The organism is Halopenitus salinus, from assembly GCF_055397165.1.
In genome coordinates this window covers 1,132,261-1,156,484 of sequence record NZ_AP043853.1, presented here as the reverse complement: position 1 = coordinate 1,156,484, position 24,224 = coordinate 1,132,261, and the positions used below count along the sequence as shown (strand labels likewise).

23 protein-coding genes and 1 pseudogene are annotated in these 24,224 nt (G+C 66.4%); 10 read left to right on the top strand and 14 right to left on the bottom strand.

The window, feature by feature from the left end:
- The first annotated feature begins 115 nt into the window (after positions 1-115).
- On the top strand, positions 116-1,372 hold the full coding sequence (locus ACZ5YD_RS07575) for a hemolysin family protein (RefSeq protein ID WP_379739115.1): 1,257 nt from the start codon (positions 116-118) through the stop codon (positions 1,370-1,372).
- 21 nt (positions 1,373-1,393) lie between these two features.
- Here the strand turns inward: ACZ5YD_RS07575 and ACZ5YD_RS07570 are convergent, their stop codons facing one another.
- The 7 genes from ACZ5YD_RS07570 to mutL form a co-directional block, all read right to left on the bottom strand.
- The gene (locus ACZ5YD_RS07570; protein WP_379739112.1) at positions 1,394-2,824 is read right to left on the bottom strand and encodes a dihydrolipoyl dehydrogenase family protein; all 1,431 of its coding nucleotides are present in this window, start codon (positions 2,822-2,824) and stop codon (positions 1,394-1,396) included.
- Between the two features lie 86 nt (positions 2,825-2,910).
- Complete coding sequence (gene kdgK1 / locus ACZ5YD_RS07565) at positions 2,911-3,876, bottom strand: bifunctional 2-dehydro-3-deoxygluconokinase/2-dehydro-3-deoxygalactonokinase (RefSeq protein ID WP_379739109.1); 966 nt, start codon at positions 3,874-3,876, stop codon at positions 2,911-2,913.
- A 109-nt stretch (positions 3,877-3,985) separates the two neighbouring features.
- A complete protein-coding gene (locus ACZ5YD_RS07560; RefSeq protein WP_379739106.1) occupies positions 3,986-5,086 on the bottom strand; it encodes an ABC transporter ATP-binding protein in 1,101 nt (366 codons plus the stop codon).
- A gap of 3 nt (positions 5,087-5,089) precedes the next feature.
- Positions 5,090-5,920, bottom strand: coding sequence for a carbohydrate ABC transporter permease (locus ACZ5YD_RS07555; RefSeq protein ID WP_379739103.1), 831 nt, complete (start codon positions 5,918-5,920; stop codon positions 5,090-5,092).
- Positions 5,920-6,837 carry a carbohydrate ABC transporter permease gene (locus ACZ5YD_RS07550; RefSeq protein ID WP_379739100.1) on the bottom strand — a complete coding sequence of 306 codons (918 nt, stop codon included), beginning with the start codon at positions 6,835-6,837 and terminating at the stop codon, positions 5,920-5,922. Before ACZ5YD_RS07550 ends, ACZ5YD_RS07555 begins: the two co-directional genes overlap by 1 nt.
- 3 nt (positions 6,838-6,840) lie before the next feature.
- A complete protein-coding gene (locus ACZ5YD_RS07545) occupies positions 6,841-8,232 on the bottom strand; it encodes an extracellular solute-binding protein (RefSeq protein ID WP_379739097.1) in 1,392 nt (463 codons plus the stop codon).
- A 142-nt stretch (positions 8,233-8,374) separates the two neighbouring features.
- Complete coding sequence (mutL, locus tag ACZ5YD_RS07540) at positions 8,375-10,828, bottom strand: DNA mismatch repair endonuclease MutL (RefSeq protein ID WP_379739094.1); 2,454 nt, start codon at positions 10,826-10,828, stop codon at positions 8,375-8,377.
- Between the two features lie 116 nt (positions 10,829-10,944).
- Here mutL and ACZ5YD_RS07535 point away from each other — a divergent pair, with 116 nt between their 5' ends.
- The 3 genes from ACZ5YD_RS07535 (at position 10,945) to ACZ5YD_RS07525 (ending at position 15,736) form a co-directional block, all read left to right on the top strand.
- Positions 10,945-11,325: a DUF7475 family protein gene (locus ACZ5YD_RS07535; RefSeq protein ID WP_379739091.1), complete on the top strand. Its 381-nt coding sequence runs from the start codon at positions 10,945-10,947 to the stop codon at positions 11,323-11,325.
- Positions 11,326-11,528: 203 nt separating this feature from the next.
- A complete protein-coding gene (locus ACZ5YD_RS07530) occupies positions 11,529-13,175 on the top strand; it encodes a COG1361 S-layer family protein (protein WP_379739088.1) in 1,647 nt (548 codons plus the stop codon).
- A 74-nt stretch (positions 13,176-13,249) separates the two neighbouring features.
- A complete protein-coding gene (locus ACZ5YD_RS07525) occupies positions 13,250-15,736 on the top strand; it encodes an efflux RND transporter permease subunit (RefSeq protein WP_379739085.1) in 2,487 nt (828 codons plus the stop codon).
- Positions 15,737-15,806: 70 nt separating this feature from the next.
- On the opposite strand, the gene ACZ5YD_RS07520 is transcribed toward ACZ5YD_RS07525, so the two are convergent.
- Together ACZ5YD_RS07520 and ACZ5YD_RS07515 are read right to left on the bottom strand one after the other, a co-directional pair.
- Positions 15,807-16,238: an HVO_A0114 family putative DNA-binding protein gene (locus ACZ5YD_RS07520; RefSeq protein ID WP_379739082.1), complete on the bottom strand. Its 432-nt coding sequence runs from the start codon at positions 16,236-16,238 to the stop codon at positions 15,807-15,809.
- A gap of 25 nt (positions 16,239-16,263) precedes the next feature.
- On the bottom strand, positions 16,264-16,545 hold the full coding sequence (locus ACZ5YD_RS07515) for a toxin-antitoxin system TumE family protein (protein ID WP_379739079.1): 282 nt from the start codon (positions 16,543-16,545) through the stop codon (positions 16,264-16,266).
- A gap of 296 nt (positions 16,546-16,841) precedes the next feature.
- Between ACZ5YD_RS07515 and ACZ5YD_RS07510 the strand changes: the two genes are divergently transcribed.
- From ACZ5YD_RS07510 to ACZ5YD_RS07500, 3 genes are all read left to right on the top strand, one after another.
- Complete coding sequence (locus tag ACZ5YD_RS07510; RefSeq protein WP_379739076.1) at positions 16,842-19,028, top strand: BGTF surface domain-containing protein; 2,187 nt, start codon at positions 16,842-16,844, stop codon at positions 19,026-19,028.
- A 128-nt stretch (positions 19,029-19,156) separates the two neighbouring features.
- On the top strand, positions 19,157-19,405 hold the full coding sequence (locus ACZ5YD_RS07505; protein ID WP_379739073.1) for an antitoxin VapB family protein: 249 nt from the start codon (positions 19,157-19,159) through the stop codon (positions 19,403-19,405).
- Positions 19,395-19,787, top strand: coding sequence for a type II toxin-antitoxin system VapC family toxin (locus tag ACZ5YD_RS07500; RefSeq protein ID WP_379739070.1), 393 nt, complete (start codon positions 19,395-19,397; stop codon positions 19,785-19,787). Before ACZ5YD_RS07505 ends, ACZ5YD_RS07500 begins: the two co-directional genes overlap by 11 nt.
- A gap of 183 nt (positions 19,788-19,970) precedes the next feature.
- Here ACZ5YD_RS07500 and ACZ5YD_RS07495 read toward each other — a convergent pair.
- From ACZ5YD_RS07495 to ACZ5YD_RS07475, 5 genes and pseudogenes are all read right to left on the bottom strand, one after another.
- A pseudogene (locus ACZ5YD_RS07495) lies at positions 19,971-20,219 on the bottom strand (AbrB/MazE/SpoVT family DNA-binding domain-containing protein).
- Between the two features lie 63 nt (positions 20,220-20,282).
- Positions 20,283-20,594, bottom strand: coding sequence for a type II toxin-antitoxin system PemK/MazF family toxin (locus ACZ5YD_RS07490; protein WP_464384466.1), 312 nt, complete (start codon positions 20,592-20,594; stop codon positions 20,283-20,285).
- Positions 20,595-20,631: 37 nt separating this feature from the next.
- On the bottom strand, positions 20,632-21,006 hold the full coding sequence (locus ACZ5YD_RS07485; protein WP_379739064.1) for a MarR family transcriptional regulator: 375 nt from the start codon (positions 21,004-21,006) through the stop codon (positions 20,632-20,634).
- A 181-nt stretch (positions 21,007-21,187) separates the two neighbouring features.
- The gene (locus ACZ5YD_RS07480) at positions 21,188-21,484 is read right to left on the bottom strand and encodes a hypothetical protein (protein WP_379739062.1); all 297 of its coding nucleotides are present in this window, start codon (positions 21,482-21,484) and stop codon (positions 21,188-21,190) included.
- A gap of 261 nt (positions 21,485-21,745) precedes the next feature.
- Entirely contained in the window at positions 21,746-22,090 is a 345-nt protein-coding gene (locus ACZ5YD_RS07475) for a hypothetical protein (RefSeq protein WP_379801157.1), read from the bottom strand.
- A gap of 325 nt (positions 22,091-22,415) precedes the next feature.
- Here ACZ5YD_RS07475 and ACZ5YD_RS07470 point away from each other — a divergent pair, with 325 nt between their 5' ends.
- From ACZ5YD_RS07470 to ACZ5YD_RS07460, 3 genes are all read left to right on the top strand, one after another.
- Positions 22,416-22,799: an HVO_A0114 family putative DNA-binding protein gene (locus tag ACZ5YD_RS07470; protein WP_379739056.1), complete on the top strand. Its 384-nt coding sequence runs from the start codon at positions 22,416-22,418 to the stop codon at positions 22,797-22,799.
- Positions 22,800-23,568: 769 nt separating this feature from the next.
- The gene (locus ACZ5YD_RS07465; protein WP_379739054.1) at positions 23,569-23,850 is read left to right on the top strand and encodes a winged helix-turn-helix domain-containing protein; all 282 of its coding nucleotides are present in this window, start codon (positions 23,569-23,571) and stop codon (positions 23,848-23,850) included.
- An 18-nt stretch (positions 23,851-23,868) separates the two neighbouring features.
- Positions 23,869-24,102 carry a hypothetical protein gene (locus tag ACZ5YD_RS07460; RefSeq protein WP_379739051.1) on the top strand — a complete coding sequence of 78 codons (234 nt, stop codon included), beginning with the start codon at positions 23,869-23,871 and terminating at the stop codon, positions 24,100-24,102.
- Positions 24,103-24,224 lie beyond the last annotated feature (122 nt).

Sequence of the window (24,224 nt, the reverse complement as noted above, 5' to 3'; positions counted from 1 at the left end):
CGCGTTCGTCGCCGCTCCGCCGTGGCTCGCGGACGCGGTTCGAAGCCGGTTCCGTCGGACCATACACCGACCCGCTGCCGAACCGTATAACCGACCCGCCGCCGAACAGTGGGCCATGATCACGGACTCGATCGGCGTCGCGGCGGGCATCATCGCGATCCTGTTGTGTGTGAGCGCATTCTTCTCCGCCAGCGAGATCGCGATCTTCTCGCTGGAGCGCCACCGGGTCGCGGCGCTCTCCGCCGGCACGGATCCGGACGGTCCGGTTCTCGCGCGACTGCGGGACGACCCCCACCGGCTGCTCGTGACGATCCTCGTCGGCAACAACGTGGTCAACATCACGATGGCCAGCCTCGCGACGGCCACGCTCGCGGCCGCCTACGGTCCGGGTGCGGGGGTCACGATCGCCACCGCGGTGATGTCCGTGTTGATCCTCGTCGTCGGCGAGATCGCCCCGAAGTCCTACGGCGTGGCCAACGCCGAGCGGATCGCGCTCGCCGTCGCCCGCCCGATCGCATTCGTCGAACGCGTCCTCTCGCCGGTCGTCACGGTCTTCGAGGGCGTCGTTTCGGTCGTCGAACGGGTGACCGGCTCGCCCACGGCGACTCCGCCCGGGCTTACCCGGGCCGAACTCGAGCGGCTCGTCGCCACCGGCGAGCGCGTCGGGGCCATAGACGAACGCGAGCGGCGCATGGTCGAGGGCGTCTTCGACCTCGACGAGACGAGCGTCCGGGAGATCCTCGTCCCTCGCCCGAACGTCGTCGCGGTCGACCGCGAAACCCCTCTCGAGGAGATCGTCGGACTCTGCGCGAGCGAACGGCTCACGCGCGTCCCCGTCTACGAGGGGTCCCTCGATCACGTCGTCGGGTTCGTCGACGTCCGCGACGCCGAACGCGCGATCCGCGAGGGGCTCGATCTGGACGACGTGCTCCGGGAGGTCGTGGTCGTCCCCGACTCCCAGCGCGTGGACGTGCTCCTCGCCGAACTGCAGACGCGGCGGATCCCCCTCGCGGTCGTCGTCGACGAGTACGGCGAGACCGAGGGGATCGCCACGATCGAGGACGTCCTAGAGGAGATCGTCGGGGACATCGCGGAGGTCGGCGAGAAGCGCTCGCTTCGCCACACCGACGACGGCCTGCTCGTGAACGGCGAGGTCACGGTCGGGGAGGTGACGGACGTCCTCGAACTCGACGTCGCGCTGCCGCGTGACGGGGAGTACGAGACCGTCGCGGGGCTGGTCAACGCCCGTCTCGGGCGCGTCGGCGAGCCCGGCGACCGCGTCGAGTTTCCCGATTCCGGCGTCTCGATCGCCGTGGAGACGACCGACGGAAACCGGGTTCGAACGGTTCGCGTCCGTCGAACGGACCCGTGACGACCGGCCGGCGTGGAGTGATCACTCCGCGTCCGTGTCGACTTGCGCCGCACACTCACGAAGCAGCCCGTCGAGGATCTCCGGCGTCGTCGGATGGTAGGCCCGATCGGGGATCTCGCGCACGTCGAGTTCCATCTCGACGGCCATCTGGAGCGTCTTGGCCATCACGTCGGCGTGGTAGTGGAGTCCCTGCCAGCCGAGGACGGTCCCGTCCTCGGCGTCGACGACCAGCCGCGCCAGGCCGTGGGGGACGTCCTTCGATTTGAACACGCCGTCGTCGCTCGCCCGCCTGGTCGCGGTCGCGATCGCGTGGCCGGCCTCGACCGCCGATCGGGGCGTGTGGCCGACGCGCGCGAAGGGGTAGATCGCCGCGCCCGAGAAGATCACGTGGTGGTGGACGTTCGAGTACGGCTCGACCGGCTCGCCCTTGGCGTGTGCGAGCACGTTCTCGGCCGTCTTGTACCCCTGTTCCTTCGCGACGTGGAGGATCGGCTCGCGGCCGTTCGCGTCGCCGACGACGAAGGTCCGCTCCGCGTTCGGCGGTCGCATCGTCGCGTCGATCCAATCGTCGGCGGGAGAGAGCGTGGTGTTCTCGAGTCCCAGCCCGTTCAGGTTCGGCTCCCGGCCGGTGAAACAGAAGATCGATTCGGCCTCGACCGGCTCCGGATCGGCTGCGGCTTCGGCGCCGTCCTCGCGTCGGAGGTGGAGGCGAACCCCCTCCGCCGTGGTTTCGACCCGGTCCTCGCGGACCTCGGTTCGGATCTCGACGTCGAACTGCTCGCGGTAGATCTCGAGGAGCGCGTCGCCGAACTCGGGGTCCGCCTCGTCGATCGGCCGCTCGTCGTGTTCGATCACGGTGAGATCGACGCCCGCCTCCGCGAGGTAGGGGACCATCTCCAGGCCGACGTATCCGAAGCCGAGAACGACCGCTGAATCCGGGAGTTCCGTCGCGTGTAACGTGTCCTTGCTGGTGTAGTAGCCGGCCTCCTCGAGCCCCGGCACGTCCGGGACGTTCGGGACCGACCCGGTCGCGATCACGACGTAGTCCGCCTCGATCGTGTCCCCGTCCACCTCGATCGTGTGGTCGTCGAGAAACCGCGCCCGCTCGTGGAGGAACTCGACGTCCTCGTCCTCGGCCATCTCGTGGATCGATTCGCGGCGGTGGCCGGCCCACCCGCGCGTTCGGTCGTTCTTCTCCGCGACGACCCGCTCGAGGTCGAGTTCGTGCGGCTCGCCCGTCAGCCGGTCGTCGACGCGACCCTGGTGACGGTGTGTCGCCGCCGAGATGAGCTCCTTGGAGGGCATACACCCCTCGAGGATGCAGAGTCCTCCCCCCGGCTCCCCGTCGTCGACGAGCGTCAGCCGGTCGATCCGGCCGCCGACGTGCGGGTACAGTCCCTCCGCGACCGCGGCACCGGCGCTTCCGTACGCGCCGATAACGGCTACGTGCATGGTTCACCTCGCGCTCGCGCGATAGTAAGCGTTGTCCACCGCGGACGGCGTGATCGTCGCCCGCCGCGGACGGCGTGGTTCGCCGGCTATCGATCGATCCCCGACTCCCCCTCGAGGACGGACTCGACCTCCTCGCGGGAGATCACGGCGATGTCCCCGCCGATCGTGCGCTTGAGCGCGGCCGTGGCCGCGCCCCACTGCAACGCGTCGGGAACGGCGCCGCCGTCGATGCGCCGCGTGAGGAACCCGGCGACGAAGGCGTCCCCAGTTCCGATCGCGTCGTGGGTGTCGGCCTCGAAGGTCCCCTGCTCGTGGACCGAGCCGTCGGAGACCGCGAGCGCGCCCTTCTCGCCGCGGGTGAGCACGACCGTCTCGAGGTCGTGGTCGGTCAACAGACCGTGAGCGATGTCGACCGCGTCGCCCTCGCACTCGAGGATCTCGATCGCGTCCCGACGCGGCACGAAGAGGGTGTCGACGTGTTCGAAGAGCGATTCGTAGGTCTTCCTCGCCTCCGCCGGCGACCAGAGCTTCCCGCGGTAGTTCAGATCGAACGTTCGCGTCACCCCGGCCTCGCCCGCAGCCTCGAGGAGGTCGACCGTCGTCCGCTCGGCCGCCTCGGAGAGCGCGGGGGTGATCCCCGTCGTGTGAAACGTCGTCGTGTTCTCGAAGATCCCCTCGGGAAGTTCCGACGCCTCGATCGTGGTGAACGCCGAGTCCGAACGGTCGTAGACGACGTTCGTGCCGCGCGGATCCCCGCCGTGTTCGATGTAGTAGGTCCCGGTACGCGAGCCCGCGGGGTCCGCCCAGGCGATCCCGGTTCGCACGCCGTGGCTTCGAAGCTCCGAGACGATCCGTCGCCCGAGCGGCGAGTCCGGCAGCTTCGAGAGCCACACCGCGTTCACGTCGAGCCGTGCCGCGCCCGCGGCGACGTTGCTTTCGGCCCCGCCCGTCTGCACCTCGAGGTTCCGGGTCGTCTCGAGCCGCTCGCCGCGCGGCGGCGACAGCCGCAACATCGTTTCGCCGAAGGTCACGAGGTCGGTCACGCGTCCCACTCCATGTCCGCAACTTACGGTCCCGGTATATAGAACGCGTGGTCCGCTCGCGGCCGAGGGTCGAACGGCGGGGACTCGAGGAGATCGGGTTTCGAGGGGCAACCCTTCGCTACTCGGCGTTCGCGGAGACGGGCTCGTCCTCGACGTCGGTGTGGCGGACCAGCTCCCCGTCGCCGTCGAAAAGCGAGACGTCGTCGAACTCGAAGCGCAACGCCACCTCGTCGCCCTCCTCGAAGCGCTCGTCCTCCGGCTGGAGGACCGTGAGTTCCTCGCCGTCGTGGTCGACGATGAGGTACGTCGTCGAGCCGCGCATCTCCACGAGCTCGACCGTCGCGTGGAGACCTCCGCCGTTGTCGGGCGCCACCGGGATGACGTCCTCCGGGCGGGCGGCCATTCGACGAACCTCGGAGAGGTCCCCGTCGCCGCCGGGGAACTCGTAGGTCACGCCGTCGATCACGGCCTCCCCGCCCTCGATGGACGCCGAAAAGAAGTTCATCGTCGGGTTGCCGATGAAGTCCGCGACGAACTCGTTGGTGGGGAAGCGATACAGCGTCTCCGGGGTGTCGACCTGCTGGAGCTTCCCCTCGTCCATCACCGCGATGCGGTCGGCGAGCACCATCGCCTCCTCCTGATCGTGGGTGACGAAGACGGTGGGGACGCCGGTCTGTTCCTGGAGCCGCTTGAGCTCCTTTTGGAGCTGGATCCGGAGCTTCTGGTCGAGCTTCGAGAACGGCTCGTCGAGCAGGAACGCTCGCGGCTCGCGCACTAGCGCCCGCCCGATGGCGACGCGCTGTTGTTGGCCGCCGGAGAGCTCGCCGGGTTTCCGATCGAGCAGCTCCGAGATGTTCAACATCCCGGCGGTGTGTTCGACGCGCTCCTCGATCGTCCCGGCGTCGACGCCGCTCGCTCTGAGCGGCGAGGAGATGTTGTCCCGCACGCTCATGTGCGGGTAGAGCGCGACCTGCTGGAACACCATCGCGAAGTCCCGCCTGTTCGGTCCCATGTCGGTCACGTCCTCCCCGTCGACGGTGATCGTCCCGCTCGTCGGCTCCTCCAGCCCGGCGATCATCCGCAGCGTGGTGCTTTTCCCGCAGCCGGACGGCCCGAGCAGGACGATGAACTCGCCGTCGTGAAGCGTCAACGACACGTCATCGGCCGCCACGACGTCTCCGTACTCCTTTCGCAGTTCGTTGAGTGTGGTTTCTACCATGTGTTATTCGAGGGTGAATCCGGCGACCAGTCGTTCCTGTGCGATGAAGGCGAGGATGACGATGGGGGTTATCGCGATCATCGTCGCCGCGCCCATCCGGCCCCACAGGATGCCACGCGTCGTGACGAACCCGGCGAGGTAGATGGGGATCGTCTGTGCGTCCTGGGTGGTCGTGAGGACCAGCGCCAGCACGTACTCGTTCCACATCAGGATGGCCGTCAAGATCGCGGCACTCGAGATGCCCGGCGCCGCAAGCGGCAGGACGACCCGGCGCCACGTCTGGATCCGGGACCATCCGTCGACGCGGCTCGCCTCCTCCAGCTCCTTCGGGATCCGCTGGAAGAAGATGAGCATGATCCACGTCGAGATCGGGATCCCGATCGGGAGGTAGGCGATCATCAACACACGCCAGGTGTTGATCCACCCGATCCCGACGAACATCATGTAGATGGGGATGGCGATCGCGATGGGCGGCAGAAAGCGCATGCTGAGGATGAAGAAGCTCACCTGTCCGTCGCCGGGGTCATAGCGGGTCAACGCGTACGCCGCGAGCGCGCCGACGGCGACGGAGACGGTCGTGGAGACCGCCGTCACGATGACGCTGTTGCGGATGTAGATGGGCATCCCCTCGTCGACGATCACGTTGCGGTAGTGTTCGAAGGTGAACTCGTCGGGAAGGAGACTCGGCGGGGCCGTCTGCGGCTCCACCGACAGCCCGACGAACAGGTCCCACACGAGGGGACCCCAGATCCAGACCATCCAGAGGGCCAACAGGACCGCCACCGCCCCGCGGGTCGCGAGCCGGGAGTAGTTGAAGGTCTTCTTCAGGTCCATCAGTGGTCACCCTCCGGCGAGATGAGGTCCTCGGCCACCGACTTGAAGATGAGGTAGGCCGCGCCGAACATCAACAGCCAGTAGAGGACGCCGGCGGCGTTGGCCCGTCCCAGATCGAAAAACCGGAAGCCGTAGTTGTACGTCACCATCGCGATCGACTCCGTGTAGGAGCCCGGACCGCCCAGGGTGAGCACCTGTATCTTCGGGAACACCTTGAACGCCCGGACCACCCGAAGCAGGAGGACGATGACGATGGCCGTGCGCATCTGCGGCAGCGTGATCCACTTGAACTGCTGCCACTTGCTCATCCCGTCGATCCGGGCCGCCTCGTAGTAGACGTCCGGGATGGACTGGATCGTCGCCGTGAACACCAGGACGAAAAGCGGGGTCCACATCCACACGTCCGAGACCACGATCGCCACCGCCGACCACGGTCTGGAGGCGAGCCAGGCGATCTCGATGCCGAGGAGGTGGTTGACCATCCCGTATTCGGGCGTGAGAAGCATCCGCCAGGTCAACCCCGTGACGACGGGGCTGAGCATCATCGGCGGCAGGGTGAGGACGACCCACAGCTGTCGATGCTTCACGTACTTGCTGTAGATGACGAGCGACATGCCGAGCCCGAGCAGGAACTCCGCGGTGACGACGATGACGACGAACGCGACGGTGAAGAGCGCCCCGCTCGTGAACCGGCCGTCCGTGAGCACCTGCGCGTAGTTCGCCAGGCCGACGAAGGCCTCCATCTGCCCGGCCTGATTGAAATCGAAGAGGCTGTTGTAGATCATGAGCAGGAACGGGTAGATGGCGACCAGCATCAACATGGCGACGGCGGGCGCGACGAACAGCCACGCTATCGTCCGCTCGTCGTCGAGACGCTCGCGGAGCGCCGCTTCGGTTGAGGAGTCGAGAGCCCTCATCTATCAGTCGTCGCTCATGATGTCCTGCCACTCCTCGTGGATGTTCTGCATCGTCTCCTCGGCGCTCGAGTTGCCCGAGAGCGCCTCGCTTATCTGGACCTGCATCGTGTCGCCCAGCTCCTGGTACTGCGGGTTCCGGGGCCGCAGTGAGAGCTGTTCGATCCCGGGGTTCTCCTCGGGGTCCTGATAGCGCGCCTGCGGGTTCTGTTCCTTTATTTCGTCGGTGAAAGACGATCGACGCGTCGGCGTGACGCCGTGTTCGGTGAAGGCGTATTTGTCCATCTCCTTCGAGGTGGTCCACTGGGCGAACAGGAAGGCGGCGTCCTTGGTCTCCTGGTCCGAGTAGGTGTTCAAGAGGACGCCCCAGCCGCCGAGGTTGGGGAACCCGCCGGGGGTGAGGGAGACGCGAACGCCCTCCTCCCAGCCCCACTCGTCGATGAACTTGGCGGTCGCGGTCCCCCACTGCTCGACGGCCCACGTGTTGCCGTCGAGGAACTGGTCGCGGCTCTGGGTGTAGCCGGTCGAAAGCGGGTTGCGCGCCCACTCGACCTGGTCCATGTAGTGTTGGAGCGCCGTCGTCGCGCCCTCCATGTCGAGCCGGGAGTTCCCCTCGTCGTCCAACATCGAGGATTCGCCGGTCTCGGCGGCGAAGCGGTTCGGGTAGCTGTAGACGATGTTCCACCCGCGCTGGCCCTCCAGGCCCATGTCCCATCCCTCGTCGTGCATGAACTGGGCGACGCGGTTGAACTTCTCGTAGCTCTCGTAGCCGCCGAACATCTCGGGCATGATGGACTCGCCGTGTTCCTCCTCGTAGGCGTCGGCGTGGTCCTCGAGGACGTCCTTGCGAACTGAGAGCTTCATCACGTCGCCGTACCACGGAAGCCCGTAGCGGGTACCGTCCCACTGGCCGTAGTTCTCGGCGAAGACGTTCAGGTGATCGTCGTAGTCGTAGTCGTCGTTCGCCAGCGGGGAGTCGAAGTACGGACCCAGGTCCTCAGCGAATCCCGGCTGCATGAACGATCCCGTCCAGATGACGTCGCTGATGAACGCGTCGAAGGAGGCCTCCTGTGCCCGGAACTGGTTGAGAAGCTGGGTGAGCATCTCGCTTTGGGCGTAGGAGGTGACCGTCACCTCGATCCCCGTCTCCTCGGAGAACCCCGCGGCGAGGTCGTCCCACGCGTCGATGTAGTTCGAACTCGTCGCGAAGTTCAGCTCCACGCCCTCGTAGGAGGCGGCCGGATCGCTTTCGTCCTCGACTTGCGATCCGGGCCCGCCGCCACCGCCCCCGCCGCCGATGTTCCCGCCACAGCCCGCCAGCCCCACCATGGCACCGGTCCCCGCGATTCGCAGGTACGACCGTCGATCGACGCGGCTCGTGTTGGTTTCACGTACCATGATACATGTTTAGGATGATCTATATATAATGGTTTGTGATGGGCATTGCGTCCCCGATTCCGTCCGTTTCGGGCGACGATCGCCCTTCCGGGGCTACCGCTCGTGACGACGATCCGGATCGACGTGACGAATTGCCGAACGGTCAGTGGCCCGGATAGTCCCGCTCGAACCGGTCGTCGATCTCCGCCGCGTCGATGCGGATCACCACCGGTCGCCCGTGGGGACACGACCAGGGGTTCTCACAGTCGTCGAGCGCGTCGAGGAGCCCGACGACCGATCCCTCCGTGAGGGACGTGTTTCCGGTGATCGACGGGTAGCAGGCCAGGTCGGAAAGCAGCTCGTCGACGACGTCCTCGACCGGCTCGGCGTCGTCCGATCCCTCCTCTACGAGCGACCCGAGCACGTCCCGGAGCAGCTCCGGATCGAGGGTCGCATCGAAGACCGCCGGAACCGCGGAGACGATGACCTCCCGGTCGCCGGACCGCTCCGTTCGGAACCCGATCTCGCGGAGCGACTCCTCGAACTCCCCGAGGAGCGCGGCCTCCCGCGCCGTCAGCTCGACGGTCACCGGCTCGGCGAGCGCCTGGGCGTCCATCCCGTCGGCGAACGCCGTCTGCAGCCGCTCGTAGTTGACGCGCTCGTCGGCGGCGTGCTGGTCGATGAGGGCGAGCCCCTCGTCCGTCTCCGCGACCACGTACGTCCCGTGGAGCTGTCCGAGGACCCGAAGCCGCGGCAGCGAGTCGAACGCCCGTTCGGTCCCCGCGGTCGTCTCGCCGTCGAGCGTCTCCTGCTCGTTCGGACTGGGGAACGACCGGATCCGTTCCCAATCGCTTCCCGTAGCCGAGTCCGAACCCGGATCGTGGGATCGATCCGTCGACGCTCGGCTCGGGGCCGTCTCCGCACGTGGCGACACGTCGCTCCCGTCCGGATCCTCGCGTTGCCACGTTCGCGGGGAGGGCGACGCGTTCACGTCCGTCGCCTCCTCCCGGTTCGCGCGTGCGTGGTGAGTGGTCGTCTCGTCCCCTTCGGGCTCTCCGGCTCCCGTCTCACCGATCTCGGTCTCTCCGTCCTCGTCAACCACGTCCTCCTCGCCCACCTCTTCCTCCTCGCCCTCGCTGCTTCGTTCGGCGTCCGTTCCATCAGTCGTCCCCGTCCCGACGTCGATCGACGTCTCCGGCTCTGAGAGCCCCTCGACGAGCCAGGCGTCCTCGTCGTCCGGATCGAGTTCGATCGTCGCGTCGTCGCGAGTCGCTCCCTCGGCCGCCGTGTCAGCCCCGTCGTCCGCTCCCAGATCATCACCCGCTCCGGCGCCGCCCCGAACCTCGGTTCCGGGACGTTCCGGTTCGATCGGGGTTTCCGCGGGGGCCGACCGGCCGCGCGGGGCGCCCGAGCGGACCAGTCCGTGATCGAGCAGCGCGCGCTCGACGGCCGTCTCGACCGCGTCGCGGACGGCCGCCTCCGCGTCGAAACGGATCTCCGTCTTGCGGGGGTGGACGTTCACGTCCACGGTCTCCGCCGGCACCTCGACGAAGAGGACCGCGAAGGGATAGCGATCGGCCGACAGCTGGCCGCCGTAGGCGTCCACCACGGCGTTTCGGAGCGTGCTCGACCGGACGTACCGGCCGTTGACGAACGTGGAGAGGTACTCCCGGCTCGCGCGCGTGGTCTCGGGGTGGGAGACGAGTCCGTGGACGCGCCGAACCGGGTCCCCGTCGTCGGCTCCCGGCGCGTTCGTCTCCTCATCGATCGCACCGGACTCCGATCCCGCCTTCGTTTCGTTCTCCGTCGGTCGCCACTCCACTTGACGCATGGACGTCGCGACGTCGCGCCCGTAGACGGCGAGCACGGCGCTCTCGAGGTCGCCGTTTCCCTCGGTCGCGAACGTCTCGCGACCGTCGTGTTCGAGCGAGACCGCCACGTCGGGGTTCGCGAGCGCGTACTGGGTGAGGACCCGATTCACGTGGTCGAACTCCGTGGCGTCCGTCTTCAGGAACTTCTCGCGGGCGGGCGTGTTGTAGAAGACGTCCTCGACTTCGACCGTGGTGCCGACCGGACAGCCCGCGGGGCGGACCTCCTCGACTTCGCCGCCCTCGACCGTGATCTCGGCTCCCGAGTCGGCGTCGACGCCCACGCTCGGATCCCCGTCGCTCGGGTCCTCCTTCGAATCCCCGTACGCCTCCGGGCGCGGACGCGACCGGATCGTGAGCCTGGAGACCGCGCCGATCGTGTAGAGCGCCTCCCCGCGGAACCCGAGCGTTCCGACCCCCGACTCCAGGTCGTCGATGTCGCCGATCTTCGAGGTGGCGTGTTCGGCCACCGCCTCGGGCAGCTGGTTCGGGGGGATCCCCACCCCGTCGTCGCGGACGCGGATGCGCTCGGTTCCGCCGCCGGTCACCGCGACCGCGATCCGCGATGCGTCGGCGTCGAGGGCGTTCTCGACCAGTTCCTTGACGATCGAGGCCGGACGCTCGACGACCTCTCCTGCCGCGATCTGCTGGATCGTGCGCTCGTCCAGCCGCCGGATGGCCGCGCCCGAGCCGGACGGGGGATCTCCTCCCCCGGTCGGCGTTCCGTCGCGCCCGTCGTCCTCGTTCATATGCCACCTCTCGGCCATCGCCGCACTTCAACTGTTGGGGCGGCATACCCGGAGACGAGGTTCGGGACCGTCCCGTTCGGAGATATTTCTTTATGGCTGGCCGACATGGTTTCGCCATGGCGACGCGAACTGCGACCGACGGCGGCGCTCGTTCGACGTTTCGAAGACCCTCCTCGCCCGTCGCGTACATCGCGGTCCTCGCGGCCCTGGTCTCCGCGGGGATCCACCTGTTTCTCGCGCCGCAGGTGATCGGGTTCAGCCGCACGACCGGGATCCTGTTCTATCTGAACGGGGCGGGCTATCTCGGCGGGATCGCCCTGTTCTTCACGCGGTACTGGCGCCGGGAGCTGTACCTCGTGGCGGGCGCGTACGCGCTCGCGACGTTCGTCGCGTTCTTCGCGTTCGGCGGGCAGGTGAACCCCCTCTCGATCGCCTCCAAGGTCGCCGAGGTGATCCTGGCCGCCGCGGCGATCGGGCTCTACCGGACCGAATCGTGATCCCGTCCGCCGTTCGAACCGAAAACCAACGGATTGATATGCGACCCCTCGAGAATGTGACTAAGTAGTTAGTCAGTCGATGATCGCCGCACAGTCCTCCGACCGTTCGCCCCGGATCGCCGACGCATCGCCGTCGCCGGTCCCGACTCACGTCCCCCCCGTCACCAACGAATGAGAGACACTCCATCCTCCGGTGTTCGCCCATGAGACAGAATCGCCCGCCAACGCTCGTCGTCGCCCTCGTCGTCGTTCTCGTCGGGTCCGTCGTCGTCGGTCCCGCCCTCGCCGGCGTTCCCGGCGGCGTCGCCGCACAGACACAGCAGTCCGGGGAGGTGATCGGCCAGCCCGACATCACCTTCGCGACGGCCTCCGGCGAGGTTCCCGCCGGCTCCCTCGGTGAACTCTCCATCGCGATCACGAACCGCGGGAGGATCGACAAGGGCGGTCCCGCCCAGTACGAGGAGCGCGTCACCACCGCCCGCGGGATGACCATGGAACTCGACGACTCGAACGTCCCGATCGACGTCCGAACCGGCCAGATCGCGGTCGGGAATCTGCCGACCGGCTCCTCGGAAATGACCGTCCCGATCACGATCGCGGAAGGGGCCGAACCGGGCACCTACCGGATCCCGATCGAGTACGAGTACCAGTTCACCCGCCTCGTCGATTACGACGCCTACGGCACGGACTACGGGGAGTTCACGCGCTCGCGGACCGGATCGATCACGGTCGAAGTCACCGAGGACGCCCGCTTCGAGGTCGTCGACACGAACGCGACGGCGCAGATCGGCGACGAGAGCGACGTCTCCATGACCCTTCGCAACGTCGGCTCGGAGCCGGCCGGCGACGCGAGCGTCGTCGCCGAGTCGAGAAGCGGCGCGTTGACCTTCGAGTCCGGCGACACGAGCTCGACCGCGTTCGTCGGCGAGTGGGAGCCGGGCGAGACGCGCACGATCAACTACAGCGTGGCGCTCGCCTCCGACGCCGCCCGCCGAGGATACACGGTCGACCTCTCCGTGAACTACGAGGACACCGACGGGATCAACACGACCTCCAGACCGATGACGGCCGGGATCGCGACCGCCCCCGAGCAGTCGTTCGACCTCCAGGACGTCTCCTCGTCGCTTCGGGCCGGCGAAGATGGCGAGATCGAGGGAACCGTCACGAACGTCGGCCCCCAGAGGGCGGACAGCGTCGTCGTTCGATACGCCGACGACTCCTCGAGCGTCGTCCCCATAGAGGAGTCGGCCGCCGTGGGGTCGCTCGATCCGGGCGAGTCCGCGTCCTTCACGCTCCCGCTCGAGGTGAGCAGCGAGGCGGAGGCGGGCGCGAAGTCGCTCGAGTTCGCCGTCCGCTACCGCAACCAGGACGGGGACCGGCGCGCCTACGAGAAGCTCGACGTGCTCGCGGAGGTCGCACCCGAGCGCGACCAGTTCGACGTCGCGATCGCGAACTCGACGATCGAGTCGGGCGGCTCGCGGACCCTCTCGGTCGAGGTGACGAACAACCTCGACGAGACGGCGAGCGACGTCGAGGCGCGGCTGTTCGCCGACGACCCGCTCGATACGGGCCAGACGGACACCGGGTACGTCCAGTCGATCGAGCCGGGCGAGACGGTCACCGTGACCTTCGAGCTGACCGCGGCCGCCTCCGCGACGCCCGAGAAGACCTACCCGATCTCCTTCGACTTCCGCTACGACGACGCGGACGGAAACAGCCAGCTGTCGAACACGGTTCGGATGCCGATCGACGTGGTCGAGGGTGAGGACGGCGGACTGCCGCTCCCGCTCATCCTGGCGGCGGTCGTCCTGGTGGCGGTGGCGGGAGCGGTCTGGTACCGGAGGCAGTAGCCGATGATCGGCGGCCACTGGCCGACGAGTAACGGCTCTCGAGCGCCCGGAGACGGAGTCGGAGGTCCACGTTCATGACTCTCGGCGATCGGATCGAGGCGGCGACGAGACGGCTCAACGACACGATCGTCGACAGCCCGCGGACCGTGGTGATCGCCTTCCTCGTCCTCACCGTCGTGTTCATGGGCGGGTTCGGGCTCATCAGCACCGAGACGGACTCCACCGAGGGGTTCACCGAGGACCTCCCCGAACAGCAGGCGCTCGACGCGGTCAACGAGGAGTTCGAGGACCCATTCACCCCCGAGAGCGAGTCGACACAGCTGATCCACACGGGCGACAACGTCCTCACGAAGCGGGCGCTCGTGCGCAACCTCCGGGTCATAGAGCGCGTCGAAAAGCGCGAGGACCTCCGGATGGAGTCCGCGAGCGGCCCCGCGCCGATCGTCGCACAGGCCATCGATCCCTCCGCGACGACGGCGGCCGAACAGCGGCGCGTCGTCGAGGGGTCCACGCCGACGGAGATCCGTCGGACGGTGCGGCGACTGGCGGCGGAGAACCCCGCGTTTTCGAGAACCCTCTCGGAGGACTTCAATCCGAGCGATCCCTCCGCCTCGGCGTCGATCACCGTCGTCTCCCACGACGTTCCGAGCGGGTTCTCCTCCGGGGACCTAACCGACGTTCAGACGGACGTCCAGTCGATCGCGAGCGACGAGCCGGGCGACATCCGGGCGTTCGGTTCGGGGATCACGAACGCGGAGATGGGCAACGTCATCGGCGACTCGCTCACCATCGTGATGCCCGTCGTCGTCGTCCTGCTGTTGGGCTTCCTGACGGTCGCCTACCGCGATCCGATCGACCTCGCGCTCGGGCTGTTGGCGCTTTTGATGACGGTCGTCTGGACGTTCGGCTTCCTCGGCTACTCCGGCATCCCGTTCAACCAGCAGATGATCTCCGTGCCGGTGTTGCTGCTCGCGGTCGGGGTGGACTTCGGGATCCACATCATCAACCGCTACCGCGAGGAGACGGTCCAGGGGTTCGAGGCGACCGAGGCGATGCGCGAGGCGAACAACCAGCTCATGATCGCCTTCGTCATCGTCACGGTGACGACCGTCTTCGGGTTCGGGGCCAACGTGATCTCGGATCTCACCCCGATCCGGAACATGGGGATCGCCTCGGCGATCGGGATCGTCTTCACGTTCCTCATCTTCGGGCTCTTCCTCCCCGCCGCGAAGCTGGAGGTCGACCGGCTGCGCGCCGACTTCGGCGTTCCCGAGTTCAACTCCAAGCCGATCGCCTCCGAGGAGTCCGCGCTCGGCCGGGCGCTCGCGTTCCCCGCCGTCGTGAGCCGGTACGCGCCGGTCGTGTTCGTGATCGCGCTGCTCCTCTCCGGCGGCGTCGCGGCCGCCTACGGCAGCGGCGTCGACACCTCCTTCGAGACGGAGGACTTCCTGCCGCCGGAGGAACAGCCCGGCTACGTGACCGTCCTCCCGGAGCCGTTCGCGCCCGGCGAGTACACCGTCACGGAGACGATCAACCTCCTCGAGGACCGGTTCGCGACCAACCAGGACCAGTCGGTGAAGCTGTACGTCGAGGGCAACTTCGAGGAGGGCCACGCCCTCGAGGCGCTTTCGGCCCCGAACGAGGACCCGCCCGACTCGCTCGCGGTCGGTTCCGGCGGCGGCGCACGGCCGCAGAGCATCGTCACGGTGATCGATTCCCACGCCGAACGGGACCCGGAGTTCGCGGCGCTCGTCGCCCGAAACGACCGTGATGGGGACGGAATTCCCGACCAGAACCTCGAGCGGATCTACGACGAGCTGTTCGCATCCCCGGCGGGCGACCGGGCCGAGCGGTACCTGACGGAGGACCGCCGCAGCGCGCAGGTCGACTACGCCATCGAGTCGGACGCCTCCCAGGACGAGGCCGCCGCCGACACCCGGGAGTTCGCCGAGGAGTTCCGGTATTCGGCCACGGCGACCGGCTCCATCGTCGTCTTCGACGCCGTCACCGACCTCATCTTCACCTCCGCGATCGAGGGGATGATCCTGGCCGTCGGGCTCACGGGCGTCTTCCTCGTGATCGCCTACGGGGTTCTGGAGGGCAAGCCGATGCTCGGGATCGTCAACGTCTTCCCCATCCTGATCGCGATCGCCTACCTGATCGGGACGATGCGATATCTCGGCATGTCGCTGAACGCGCTCACGGCGACGATCCTCTCCATCTCCATCGGACTGGGGATCGCCTACTCCGTCCACACCACCCACCGGTTCATCGACGAGTACAACGCCGGCGCCGGCGCCCACGAGGCGATGGTGATCACGCTCTCGGGAACCGGCGGCGCGCTCCTGGGCAGCATGCTCACCACCTCGCTCGGGACCGGGGCGCTCGCGCTCGCCATCACGCCCGTTCTCGGCGACTTCGGGCTCCTGATGGCGCTGAGCGTGACCTACTCGTTCGTCATGTCCGTCGTCGCCCTCCCCCCCGCGGTGTTGCTGTGGGCCCGCTACGACGAGGCGGGGTCCCTTGCGGGGCTCGCCGGCACGGCGAGCGGGAGTTCATGAGGGGCCACGATCGGACGATCCCCCGTGGTCGCGTCAGGATCGCGGCACCCGGAAGAGGTGGTATGCCCAACTACGCACCGGCTCGTTCGCTCGCCGGTTCGCCGTTCACGAGCGAGTAGTGGACTTGAATGTCGTCGTACTGCGCGACGGGACGCTTCGATCGTCCCTCCGACACCAATTCGATGACGCCGAGTTCGGAGAGTTCCGTGAGGTTTTGATGGACCTGCTTGAAGTCCCGATCCACCAGATCTGCGGCCGCCCGCATGCTCTCCGGCCGGTGCTGGCGGATCGCCCGCAGGAGTTCCAAGTTCGCGGGACTCAGGAGTCGGGCGAGTTCGGCCTCGGATTCGAAGTTGAGGACGTGGACGTGTCCGATCTCCTCTCGGTCGTCGTCGGATTCGGCTGCCCGGATCATCTCTTTGGTTCGTTTTCGGAGTCGATTCTCCGCTCCCACGTAGACGTGGAGCGTTCGATCGTCGGGGGTTTGCTCGAGTTCCGTCATGGTTTGGGTGGCGTCGGTTGGTGGGTTACGACCGGCGTTCGGCGATCTCCTCCTCGAAGCGTTCCACGAGTTCGAGCATTCCGGGAAACTCGATTTCCATCACGTCCTCGGACGTGTGGCGCTCGTGTCCTTTCGTGTCCTCGTGGGAGTTGTCGTATCGGAGTATCGTCTCCCCGTCGAGCGTTCCGAAGTGGAGCGAGTACTTGTAGCCCGACGGGTACGCCGGATCGTCCGTCTCGATGATCGTCTGTCGTTCGACATGGCCCTCGAAGGTGTTCGTGAAGTCCCGGATGGTCCGAGCGTCCATCGACGTATGATGGATCGTTCCACATCACAATAACTCTATGGGGTGAACACCATCATATCGGGTCGATTCACTGCCGGTGGCACGAAGCCGGTTCCGTGGAAACCGCTCTCGGTCCATCGCCCAAAGTATTTACCCCCTCCATCGTTCTTTCCGGGTGAACGCCCCCGTACCCGAGACGGCGGTCCGTCCCGGCCCGGTGTCCGTCCCCTCGAACGTCGCGGATCTCGAGGCGTCGACGACGCCCGGATCGCCGGCCATCGCCCCGTTCCGGTCCAGGCCCTCCCACCTACCGAACGATGACACGCGATACACCCATTCGAACGACGGCGCGGGCGGCCCTCCTCGCGGCGCTTTGCGTTGCGGCCCTCTGCTCGCTCGCGACCGTCCCGGTCGCCGCGACCGGCGGGACCGCGGCGGGTGACGGTGGGATCGCGATCGGAGGTGACGCCGCGTCCGCTGGAGACGTCGCGTCCGCCGAAACCGTGGAGGTCAACGCGACCGGCGCGACCGCCGAGACCGGCCGGACCGTCGATCCGGGTTCGGGGACGGATACGGAATCGACGGAGAACGCGACGATCCGGATAGACGGCGAGGAGCGAACCGGCGGCTGGAGCGAGGCGACCTACGAGGACCCCGCCGGCGACGTCGTCACGCTGACGCTGGACCTCTCGGAGCGAGTCGACGAGGACGGGCCGGGCGACGACTCCCATTCGGACGATGGTGCCGACGCGGACGACGCCGGCGCCGGCGACGACGTTCCCGACCACGCGTACGTCCAGATCGGGAGCGCGGAGGCCGGCTTCATCGACGTGCTCTACCTCGTGGACGCCGACGACGACGGCGAGGTGACCGTCTCCGTGAACACCAGAACCCTCGGGACGAGCGACAGCGTGAGCGCCACGAACGCGGATCTGGTCTACCACTCCCCGGGCGACGAGGTCCGGAGCGCGGTCCACGGGCGGCTTCCCTCCGGCGAGAACGGGCCGACGTTCGTCGGCGCCGACGGCGAGCCACTCCCGGGTTTCGACGCCTACCTCGCGGAGCTGGGGCTGATCGTCTCCGCGGACACCGACCGCGGGATCGACCAGCTCGCCCGCCCGATCCAGCCCGGCACGTACCCGATCGCCGCCGGCACGTCCGGCGAGTTTCGCGTCCTCGAGGCGGGTTCCACCTCGCCGGGCGAGGCCGAGCCGGGAACCTCCGCGATGGCGGCGACGGAGGGCGACGCGGGCGGGACGGACGAGGCGGCCGAGGCGATCACGGAGGCCGCACCGCTCGGCCGTGCGACGATCGACCTCTCCCGGCCGGGGATCGAGGACGTCTCGATCCGGGCCGCGCCGGCCGGCCCCGCCGACGCGGCCGAAAACCGGACGGCGCTCCAGGAGTCGATGGGTCCGCGCGAGTCCGTGGCCGCCGGCGACCGACTGGTGATCGAGGCGGAGGCGACCGGGATCTACGGACACCTGGTCGCGATCGAGGGCGACTTCGCGTCGCTTGAGGAGGGCTTCTCCCCGAACACCCTCGCGGAACTCGAGACGCGCACGGGCGAGGGCGTACGCTTCGCGGTCGAGGCCGAGAGCGGGCCGGTGTTGCAGGGTCCGGGCCCGAGCGGGAGCGTGGACTCGCCCTTCGAGGTGCTCGACCTCTCCGAGGTCGACCCCGAGACGGTCGCGGTCTACGCCGACGAGGAGGCGGGCGAGCTGTACGTGGTCGTGGACACGCGCGAGGTCGACGCCTTCGATCCGGGGACGGGCGACGGCGGACGCGACTTCTCGGCGTCGATGGACTACGAGAGCGACCCGGAGGAACCGTTCCTGTTCGACCGCGAGGACCGCCACATCCAGACGTTCTACCGCGGACTGCTGGGCGGCGCCGGCGGCGATCCGGGCCAGCCCGCCTTCCCGTACCTCGATCCCGGCGAGAACGCCACCGGCGAGACGAACTTCTCCGTTGCACCCCCCCACGCGAGCTTCGAGGCGATAGGGGACGAAGCGGGCGGCGGTGACGGTACGGGAGGTGGAGACGCCGGCGAGGACGGCCAGGGGACCCTTCGGCTGCGGAGCGACCGGCCGGTCCGGGTCGCCGGGGAGACGAACCTGGCGCCGGGAACGGAGGCGACCCTGCGGGTGGCCTCCGGCGAGACCGCCTCGCTGTCGTACGTCCAACTCGCGACCGTCGAGGTGGGGACGGACGGGAGCTTCGCCGGGACGTTCAACCTCACGGAGGCGTCCCCCGGCGACACCGCCGAGGTGAGCTTCGAGACCGAGGCCGAGGGAGCCATCGCGACGGCGAACGCGACGATCGTCGGTCCCGGAGCCCCGACGACCGCCGGGACGCCCCGGAGCGACCTCCCCACGTTCACCGAGGATCCCCCATCGGACCTCGTCGAGGAGACGCCCGGGTTCGGCGTCGGCGCCGCGATCGTGGGGCTCGTGGTCTCGATCGCTGTCGCGGTCGGGATTCGACGCCACGGCGGGGCGTGAGGTCGGTTCGGGCGTTCACGCGTTCGCGCGTTCGAGCGAGTGTGGGATCGCGACTCAGCGCGTGTTCGACGAGGTCCCGATTCCCCACCCGCGTAACCTTCAAGCCGGATAGTATACGACGTATACGCATGGGTACTCGAAACGTCCGGCTCGACGAGGACGTCTACGAGCGCATCAGGAGCGAGAAGCGACCGGACGAGACGTTTTCCGAGGCGATCGACCGCCTCATCGGGGGCGCATCGCTGCTCGATCTGGTCGGGATCCTCTCGGATGAGGAGGCGGACGAGTTCCGTCGGGCCATCGAGGAGTCCGACGACGCCGGCACGCGGGAGGTCGACGAGCTGGTCGAGCGGTTCGGCGGTGACGATGATCCTTGACACCTCGTTTCTCATCGATCTGATGGACGGCGACGAGGCGGCGATCGAGGCCGCCCGTGAGATCGAGGACGCCAACGTCCCCCAGAAGATCCCCGCACAGGTCGTCTACGAGCTGTACGTCGGGGTCGGCTACGTCGAGGACACGTTTCGCGAGATCGAAGCGATCCGCTCCGTGTTGGATTCGCGGCCGATCGTCGCCGTCACCGAGGACGTCGCGAAACACGCCGGCCGGATCGACGGACGGCTTCGCCGTGACGGCAACCGTATCGGCCAGGGTGACGTCAGGATCGCCGCGACGGCGATCCGTCACGACGAACCGGTCGTCACCGGGAATCCGACGGACTTCGCTCCGATCCCGGACGTCGAGATCCGCGAGTACTGAGACGTCGAGCGTCGCGTAGAGGTCCTGCAGTCACTTCGAGGTCAGGTATTCGTCATCCTCGCTGTAACGGGCGTCGTCGGCCTCGGTCTCGTCGACCGGATCGCAAGCATCTCACCCGACTTCGAATGGTGACGGTCTCGTCCTTGACACGTCCATGCTCCTGTTCAACGATGGTTCCGGCCCTCAGGAGTCTCCGGCAATGTGGTCGTGATCCGCCGCGGCGTCGGTTGGTTCACCGACGTCGACCGGGTCCAACCGTGAAAACGCGCCGTAGCGTTGTTCGACGAGTTCGACCGAGATCGCCCCCTCCTCGTCGACGTGCCAGCGGAGTTTGTCGCCCGGTTCGACGCCCGCCTTTCAACGTATTGCTGCCGGGATCGTGACCGAGTAGCTCTCGGTCACCGTCGTTTCGTCCTCGATCTCGTGAGCCACTCTTGAACGTACGTGGAACGCACCAAAACAATTTGCCCGCAAATCCCCTACACGAACACGCGTTCACCGTCGCAATTCGTCGATGAGCACGGAGGCGGCTTCGTCGACGATTCCGTGTTCGATCCGTCCCTGCCAGCGTTCGATGTCCTCGGGGACGATGGACTGGACGCCCCAGGGAACGATACGACTTCGTCGAGGCGTACCTCCGCGGATCCAACCCGTCTCGGGGATCTCGACCACTCCCTCCATCCACGACTTCGTCGTGAGCGTACATGCGAGGTATTGGTCGCCGTGAAACGGATGGTCCTCGTGGTTCGACACGATCAGCCACGGTCTGGACGTCTCGCCGGGCTTGAACGGATCGGTTCCGTACACGACGTCTCCCCGCTCAAAGATCGGTTGCGCGTCGTCGTCACTCACTGCTCGTCTCCCGGCTCGGATGCGGATCCTCCGGCGCGTGCTCGCGCCACTCGTCCTCGTCCTCCTCGCCGAGCGTCTCGTTGAACAGCGCGGTCGCACGCTCGTAGCCACCGTACGCGTCGAGACGCGTCTCGTCGTCGGTGATGGCCCAGTAGGTCGCCTTGTGTTCGACGAGGTCCCGGTCCTTCAACCGCGTGAGGGCGGTGCTGACGGCACCCTCGTCGAGACCGGTGCGGGAGGCGATCTCCCGGGCCTTGAACGCCCGATCGTCGTGGCTCGCGAGGAACCCGAGCACTCGATCCGGGGCGGACAGCTCCGCGAGTTCGGCCTCGTCCGCGTTCCGAAACGTCTCCCTGTCGATCGACATTCTCGATCGACCATTGTGCAGCCATCGATATAGACGTTCGTACTGAAAGCTTCGTACCATCTGAAAGATCGGTCCGTTGTTCGGTTCGACTGTGACTGTGCTCCTCGACTCCTCGTTCCGCATCGATCTGATGGACGGCAGCGAGGAGGCGATCGATGTCGCCCGAGCGATCGAGGATTCGTCACTCTCGCTCGTAGAGGGTATCGTCGATCTCGGTCTCGTCGACCGGATCCTCGGGCGAGAGGAGCGGATCGCCGGTGAAGAGCGGGTCGTCTTCCGGCAGTTCAGACGCGTCCTCACCGCCGTCGGTCACGGGCTCGCCGGCACGGGCGTTCAGGTGCGCTTCGGCATCGTAGTCGCTCGGATCGCCGCCGAGATCCTCCGCGAGCGCCCCCCGGATTTCCTCACGCTGTTGGTCCATCCCCTCGCGGAGCGCGTCGATCTCGTCCTCGCTCACCGGTTTTTGATCTCGTGTCATCGTTCGACCTCCTTCCGTCGGAATTGGGGACGTGGCGATCGCCTTGGTTCTCGAGGCGGCTGAATTGCGGGATTACTCCTGGAGGTGGGCGACGGGCCGAGTTCCCGGGCGTGTTCGCTCTCGTCGATGTCGTACCGCTCTTCTATCGAGCGAAGTCGTTCCTGGAACGTCTTCATTGGGGTCTTCGATTGCTTTGGCGGATGACAACTACGGACTTTCCGAGTATAGTCCGTTCCTCGTGTCGATCCTTTGAGGGCGGGCTCAATCGTTGTAGTAACTATAGAGATCGGCGTACTGTTTCCATGTGGAGAGGAGATACTGTTTCATCCGCGAGTACGGCCACTCGTCCGTCAGCACCTCCTTTTTGTCCGGTATAGAGTTCTCCGGGAGATATTCCTTGTCGATATGGGGATCTTGACCGTGCGCCGTGTCAAGACGAACGATCTCTTGATTGCTGTGATCGATCCGCTTGCGCGCCACTGAGACTCCCCATGCACTGGCGTCAGCGTCCGGATCGTAGTTCTCACCATCGACTGGTTCCGGAACGACGAACCCACAGAGGTAGTACTCGTCACCTCGATACTCGCCGAGATCGATGAACTCCAACCTATACACCTTCGATCACCGTCGCCGCCGACCCAATCGTTCCCTTGTTCATGGTTGTGGTGTCTGCTGTCCGACCTCGCACACACGCGCACGAACTGGTGTCTGAGAATACCTCCGGGGTATCTCTCACCAATACCGTCCCGTGAGCCACGACGGGAGAGAGGCGTATACAGACTGCAGACCGATTCCATTCCCTGTTTGTCCCATGCATTACAAACGGGTTCCGATATTTGGTATCGATGGATAGCGATCTCACACCATTGGAGACTTCGTGACCGATGGAGCTTTATCGTTGCAGACTTAACAACGATTAGGTGACGATCGAATGAGCGACCATCAACAGCGGCCGCCCGAGCCGTCACCGGAACGCTTCGATCCGGACGAGGCGGAGGTCGATCCCGAGGTGGAGTTCCGGGCGGCGTTCAGCGAGGCGGTCACCCAACACGGGTTCCCCGACACGCTCGTCCTGGCTCGCGAGCACGCGGGTGCAGTGTTCACCGATCGGCGGCTGCGGATCGTCGATCATCTCGCGGAGCACGATCCCGCCTCGGTTCGTGGGTTGGCGCGCGAGTTGAACGAGGACAAGGGGGTCATCAGTCGCGATCTCGAGGCCCTCGCACGGCTCGACGTCGTCGAATACGTTGCCGACGGGCGGGCGAAAGCCCCGCGTCTCAAACACGCCCACGTCGTCGTTGAGCCCGTGGTGTGAGCACCGGAGGGCGGCCATTCACCGGTGCGTGGTGATCGCCAGGCAAACACGCGGATCACTATTCGCATTTTCGGCCCCAAGTCCACCCTCCCAATGGCTCCCTGACTGCGACGTCACTCGGCAAGCAGGTCGAGGATCTCTCGTTCCTCCTCGATGATCCGATCGACGCGTTCGAGGAACTCCTCGTCGAGTTCGTCGTCGGTGTTGCGGTTCCGGCCCATTGTGGTGTCGTCGACGTCGATCGAGTTGAATCTTTCTCAGACCTCTTGACCGCCTTAGTCTTCGATTAGATCACGGAACCCCCACGGGATCTCGCCTCCATTCCTATCGAGGTATGTCACAGCTTGCTTGACATCGGCTAGCTGGACGTTTTCACGGGCTCCTCCCTTTATTTGAATGATCGAGGCCTCGCTTTTCGGAATCATTTCGTCTTTAAGTAGACTTCTCGCTTTCCCCTGATCACTGTCACGTACTGAATGGTTGACAAGCTGATCAATAGATATGTTGTTAGAGCCGGTTACTCGCTTGTTCACCAACGTTTCAACGAGCTGATTTTTAACGTCTTATTCACCCATTATATCACATATCCTATGTTGAGATAGCTTAAGACTTACCATTTATTCTGACATATCTGTGTTGCTGGAGATTCACTTGTATATCTAATTCGGAATGTTAATGTGGATCGGCTCTGTACCCTATCGTAGCCATGGAGTCAATCGCAACCGATCCCGGTGACCGATCACTCGCTCACGAGGGTGGCTTGGCGAGGGTGTTCGACTCGCCCGCCCGGAGTCGAATCCTCGACGCCTTCGTCGAGAACTCGGATCGGCAACTCAACGTGAGTGACGTCGCGCGGTTGAGCGACACCTCCCGGAGCACGGTCTACGATCACCTCGAGGTGCTCACGGAGCTACGGATCGTCCAACCGATCGACGAGGGGACGACCCGATACACGCTCAACGAGGATGACGAGATCGCCGTCCTCCTCGACAAGCTGCAGGGCATGATGGTCAGGCGCCTCCTCGACGTCGAACAGGACGTCGAGTGGTGATCGCTCCATAGTACACACATGCCGCCGTTTCGATCCGGATCGAACGACCCGGAGACCCACACGCTGTTCGACCGAATGCGCGAATTCGTCTTCGACCATTTGTCGTCGACCGATCTCGAGGAGCTGCGCGAACGAGCCGCGACGGGAACACCGATCTCGGATCTCGTCGCGGACGACCGAGCGAACGCCCGTAGCGCGCTCGCTCGATCCTTCGGCCCTCTCGTCGATGCGGCCCTCTCGTCCGCTCAGTAATCTCGGCCTACCGACGTTCGCCGGTCCGATCCTCCCTCCATCGAGTCCGATTCGACCCGCTACCACTCCTCACCACGCACGCGCGCCCGAGCGCCGACCCACGGCGCCCGACCATCTACACC

Coding starts and splice junctions, on each gene's coding strand:
- ACZ5YD_RS07575 (WP_379739115.1), top strand. CDS start 116: ATGATCACGGACTCGATCGGCGTCGCGGCGGGCATCATCGCGATCCTG.
- ACZ5YD_RS07570 (WP_379739112.1), bottom strand. CDS start 2,824: ATGCACGTAGCCGTTATCGGCGCGTACGGAAGCGCCGGTGCCGCGGTC.
- ACZ5YD_RS07560 (WP_379739106.1), bottom strand. CDS start 5,086: ATGGTAGAAACCACACTCAACGAACTGCGAAAGGAGTACGGAGACGTC.
- ACZ5YD_RS07555 (WP_379739103.1), bottom strand. CDS start 5,920: ATGGACCTGAAGAAGACCTTCAACTACTCCCGGCTCGCGACCCGCGGG.
- ACZ5YD_RS07550 (WP_379739100.1), bottom strand. CDS start 6,837: ATGAGGGCTCTCGACTCCTCAACCGAAGCGGCGCTCCGCGAGCGTCTC.
- ACZ5YD_RS07545 (WP_379739097.1), bottom strand. CDS start 8,232: ATGGTACGTGAAACCAACACGAGCCGCGTCGATCGACGGTCGTACCTG.
- mutL (WP_379739094.1), bottom strand. CDS start 10,828: ATGAACGAGGACGACGGGCGCGACGGAACGCCGACCGGGGGAGGAGAT.
- ACZ5YD_RS07535 (WP_379739091.1), top strand. CDS start 10,945: ATGGCGACGCGAACTGCGACCGACGGCGGCGCTCGTTCGACGTTTCGA.
- ACZ5YD_RS07530 (WP_379739088.1), top strand. CDS start 11,529: ATGAGACAGAATCGCCCGCCAACGCTCGTCGTCGCCCTCGTCGTCGTT.
- ACZ5YD_RS07525 (WP_379739085.1), top strand. CDS start 13,250: ATGACTCTCGGCGATCGGATCGAGGCGGCGACGAGACGGCTCAACGAC.
- ACZ5YD_RS07520 (WP_379739082.1), bottom strand. CDS start 16,238: ATGACGGAACTCGAGCAAACCCCCGACGATCGAACGCTCCACGTCTAC.
- ACZ5YD_RS07515 (WP_379739079.1), bottom strand. CDS start 16,545: ATGGACGCTCGGACCATCCGGGACTTCACGAACACCTTCGAGGGCCAT.
- ACZ5YD_RS07510 (WP_379739076.1), top strand. CDS start 16,842: ATGACACGCGATACACCCATTCGAACGACGGCGCGGGCGGCCCTCCTC.
- ACZ5YD_RS07505 (WP_379739073.1), top strand. CDS start 19,157: ATGGGTACTCGAAACGTCCGGCTCGACGAGGACGTCTACGAGCGCATC.
- ACZ5YD_RS07500 (WP_379739070.1), top strand. CDS start 19,395: ATGATCCTTGACACCTCGTTTCTCATCGATCTGATGGACGGCGACGAG.
- ACZ5YD_RS07485 (WP_379739064.1), bottom strand. CDS start 21,006: ATGTCGATCGACAGGGAGACGTTTCGGAACGCGGACGAGGCCGAACTC.
- ACZ5YD_RS07480 (WP_379739062.1), bottom strand. CDS start 21,484: ATGACACGAGATCAAAAACCGGTGAGCGAGGACGAGATCGACGCGCTC.
- ACZ5YD_RS07470 (WP_379739056.1), top strand. CDS start 22,416: ATGAGCGACCATCAACAGCGGCCGCCCGAGCCGTCACCGGAACGCTTC.
- ACZ5YD_RS07460 (WP_379739051.1), top strand. CDS start 23,869: ATGCCGCCGTTTCGATCCGGATCGAACGACCCGGAGACCCACACGCTG.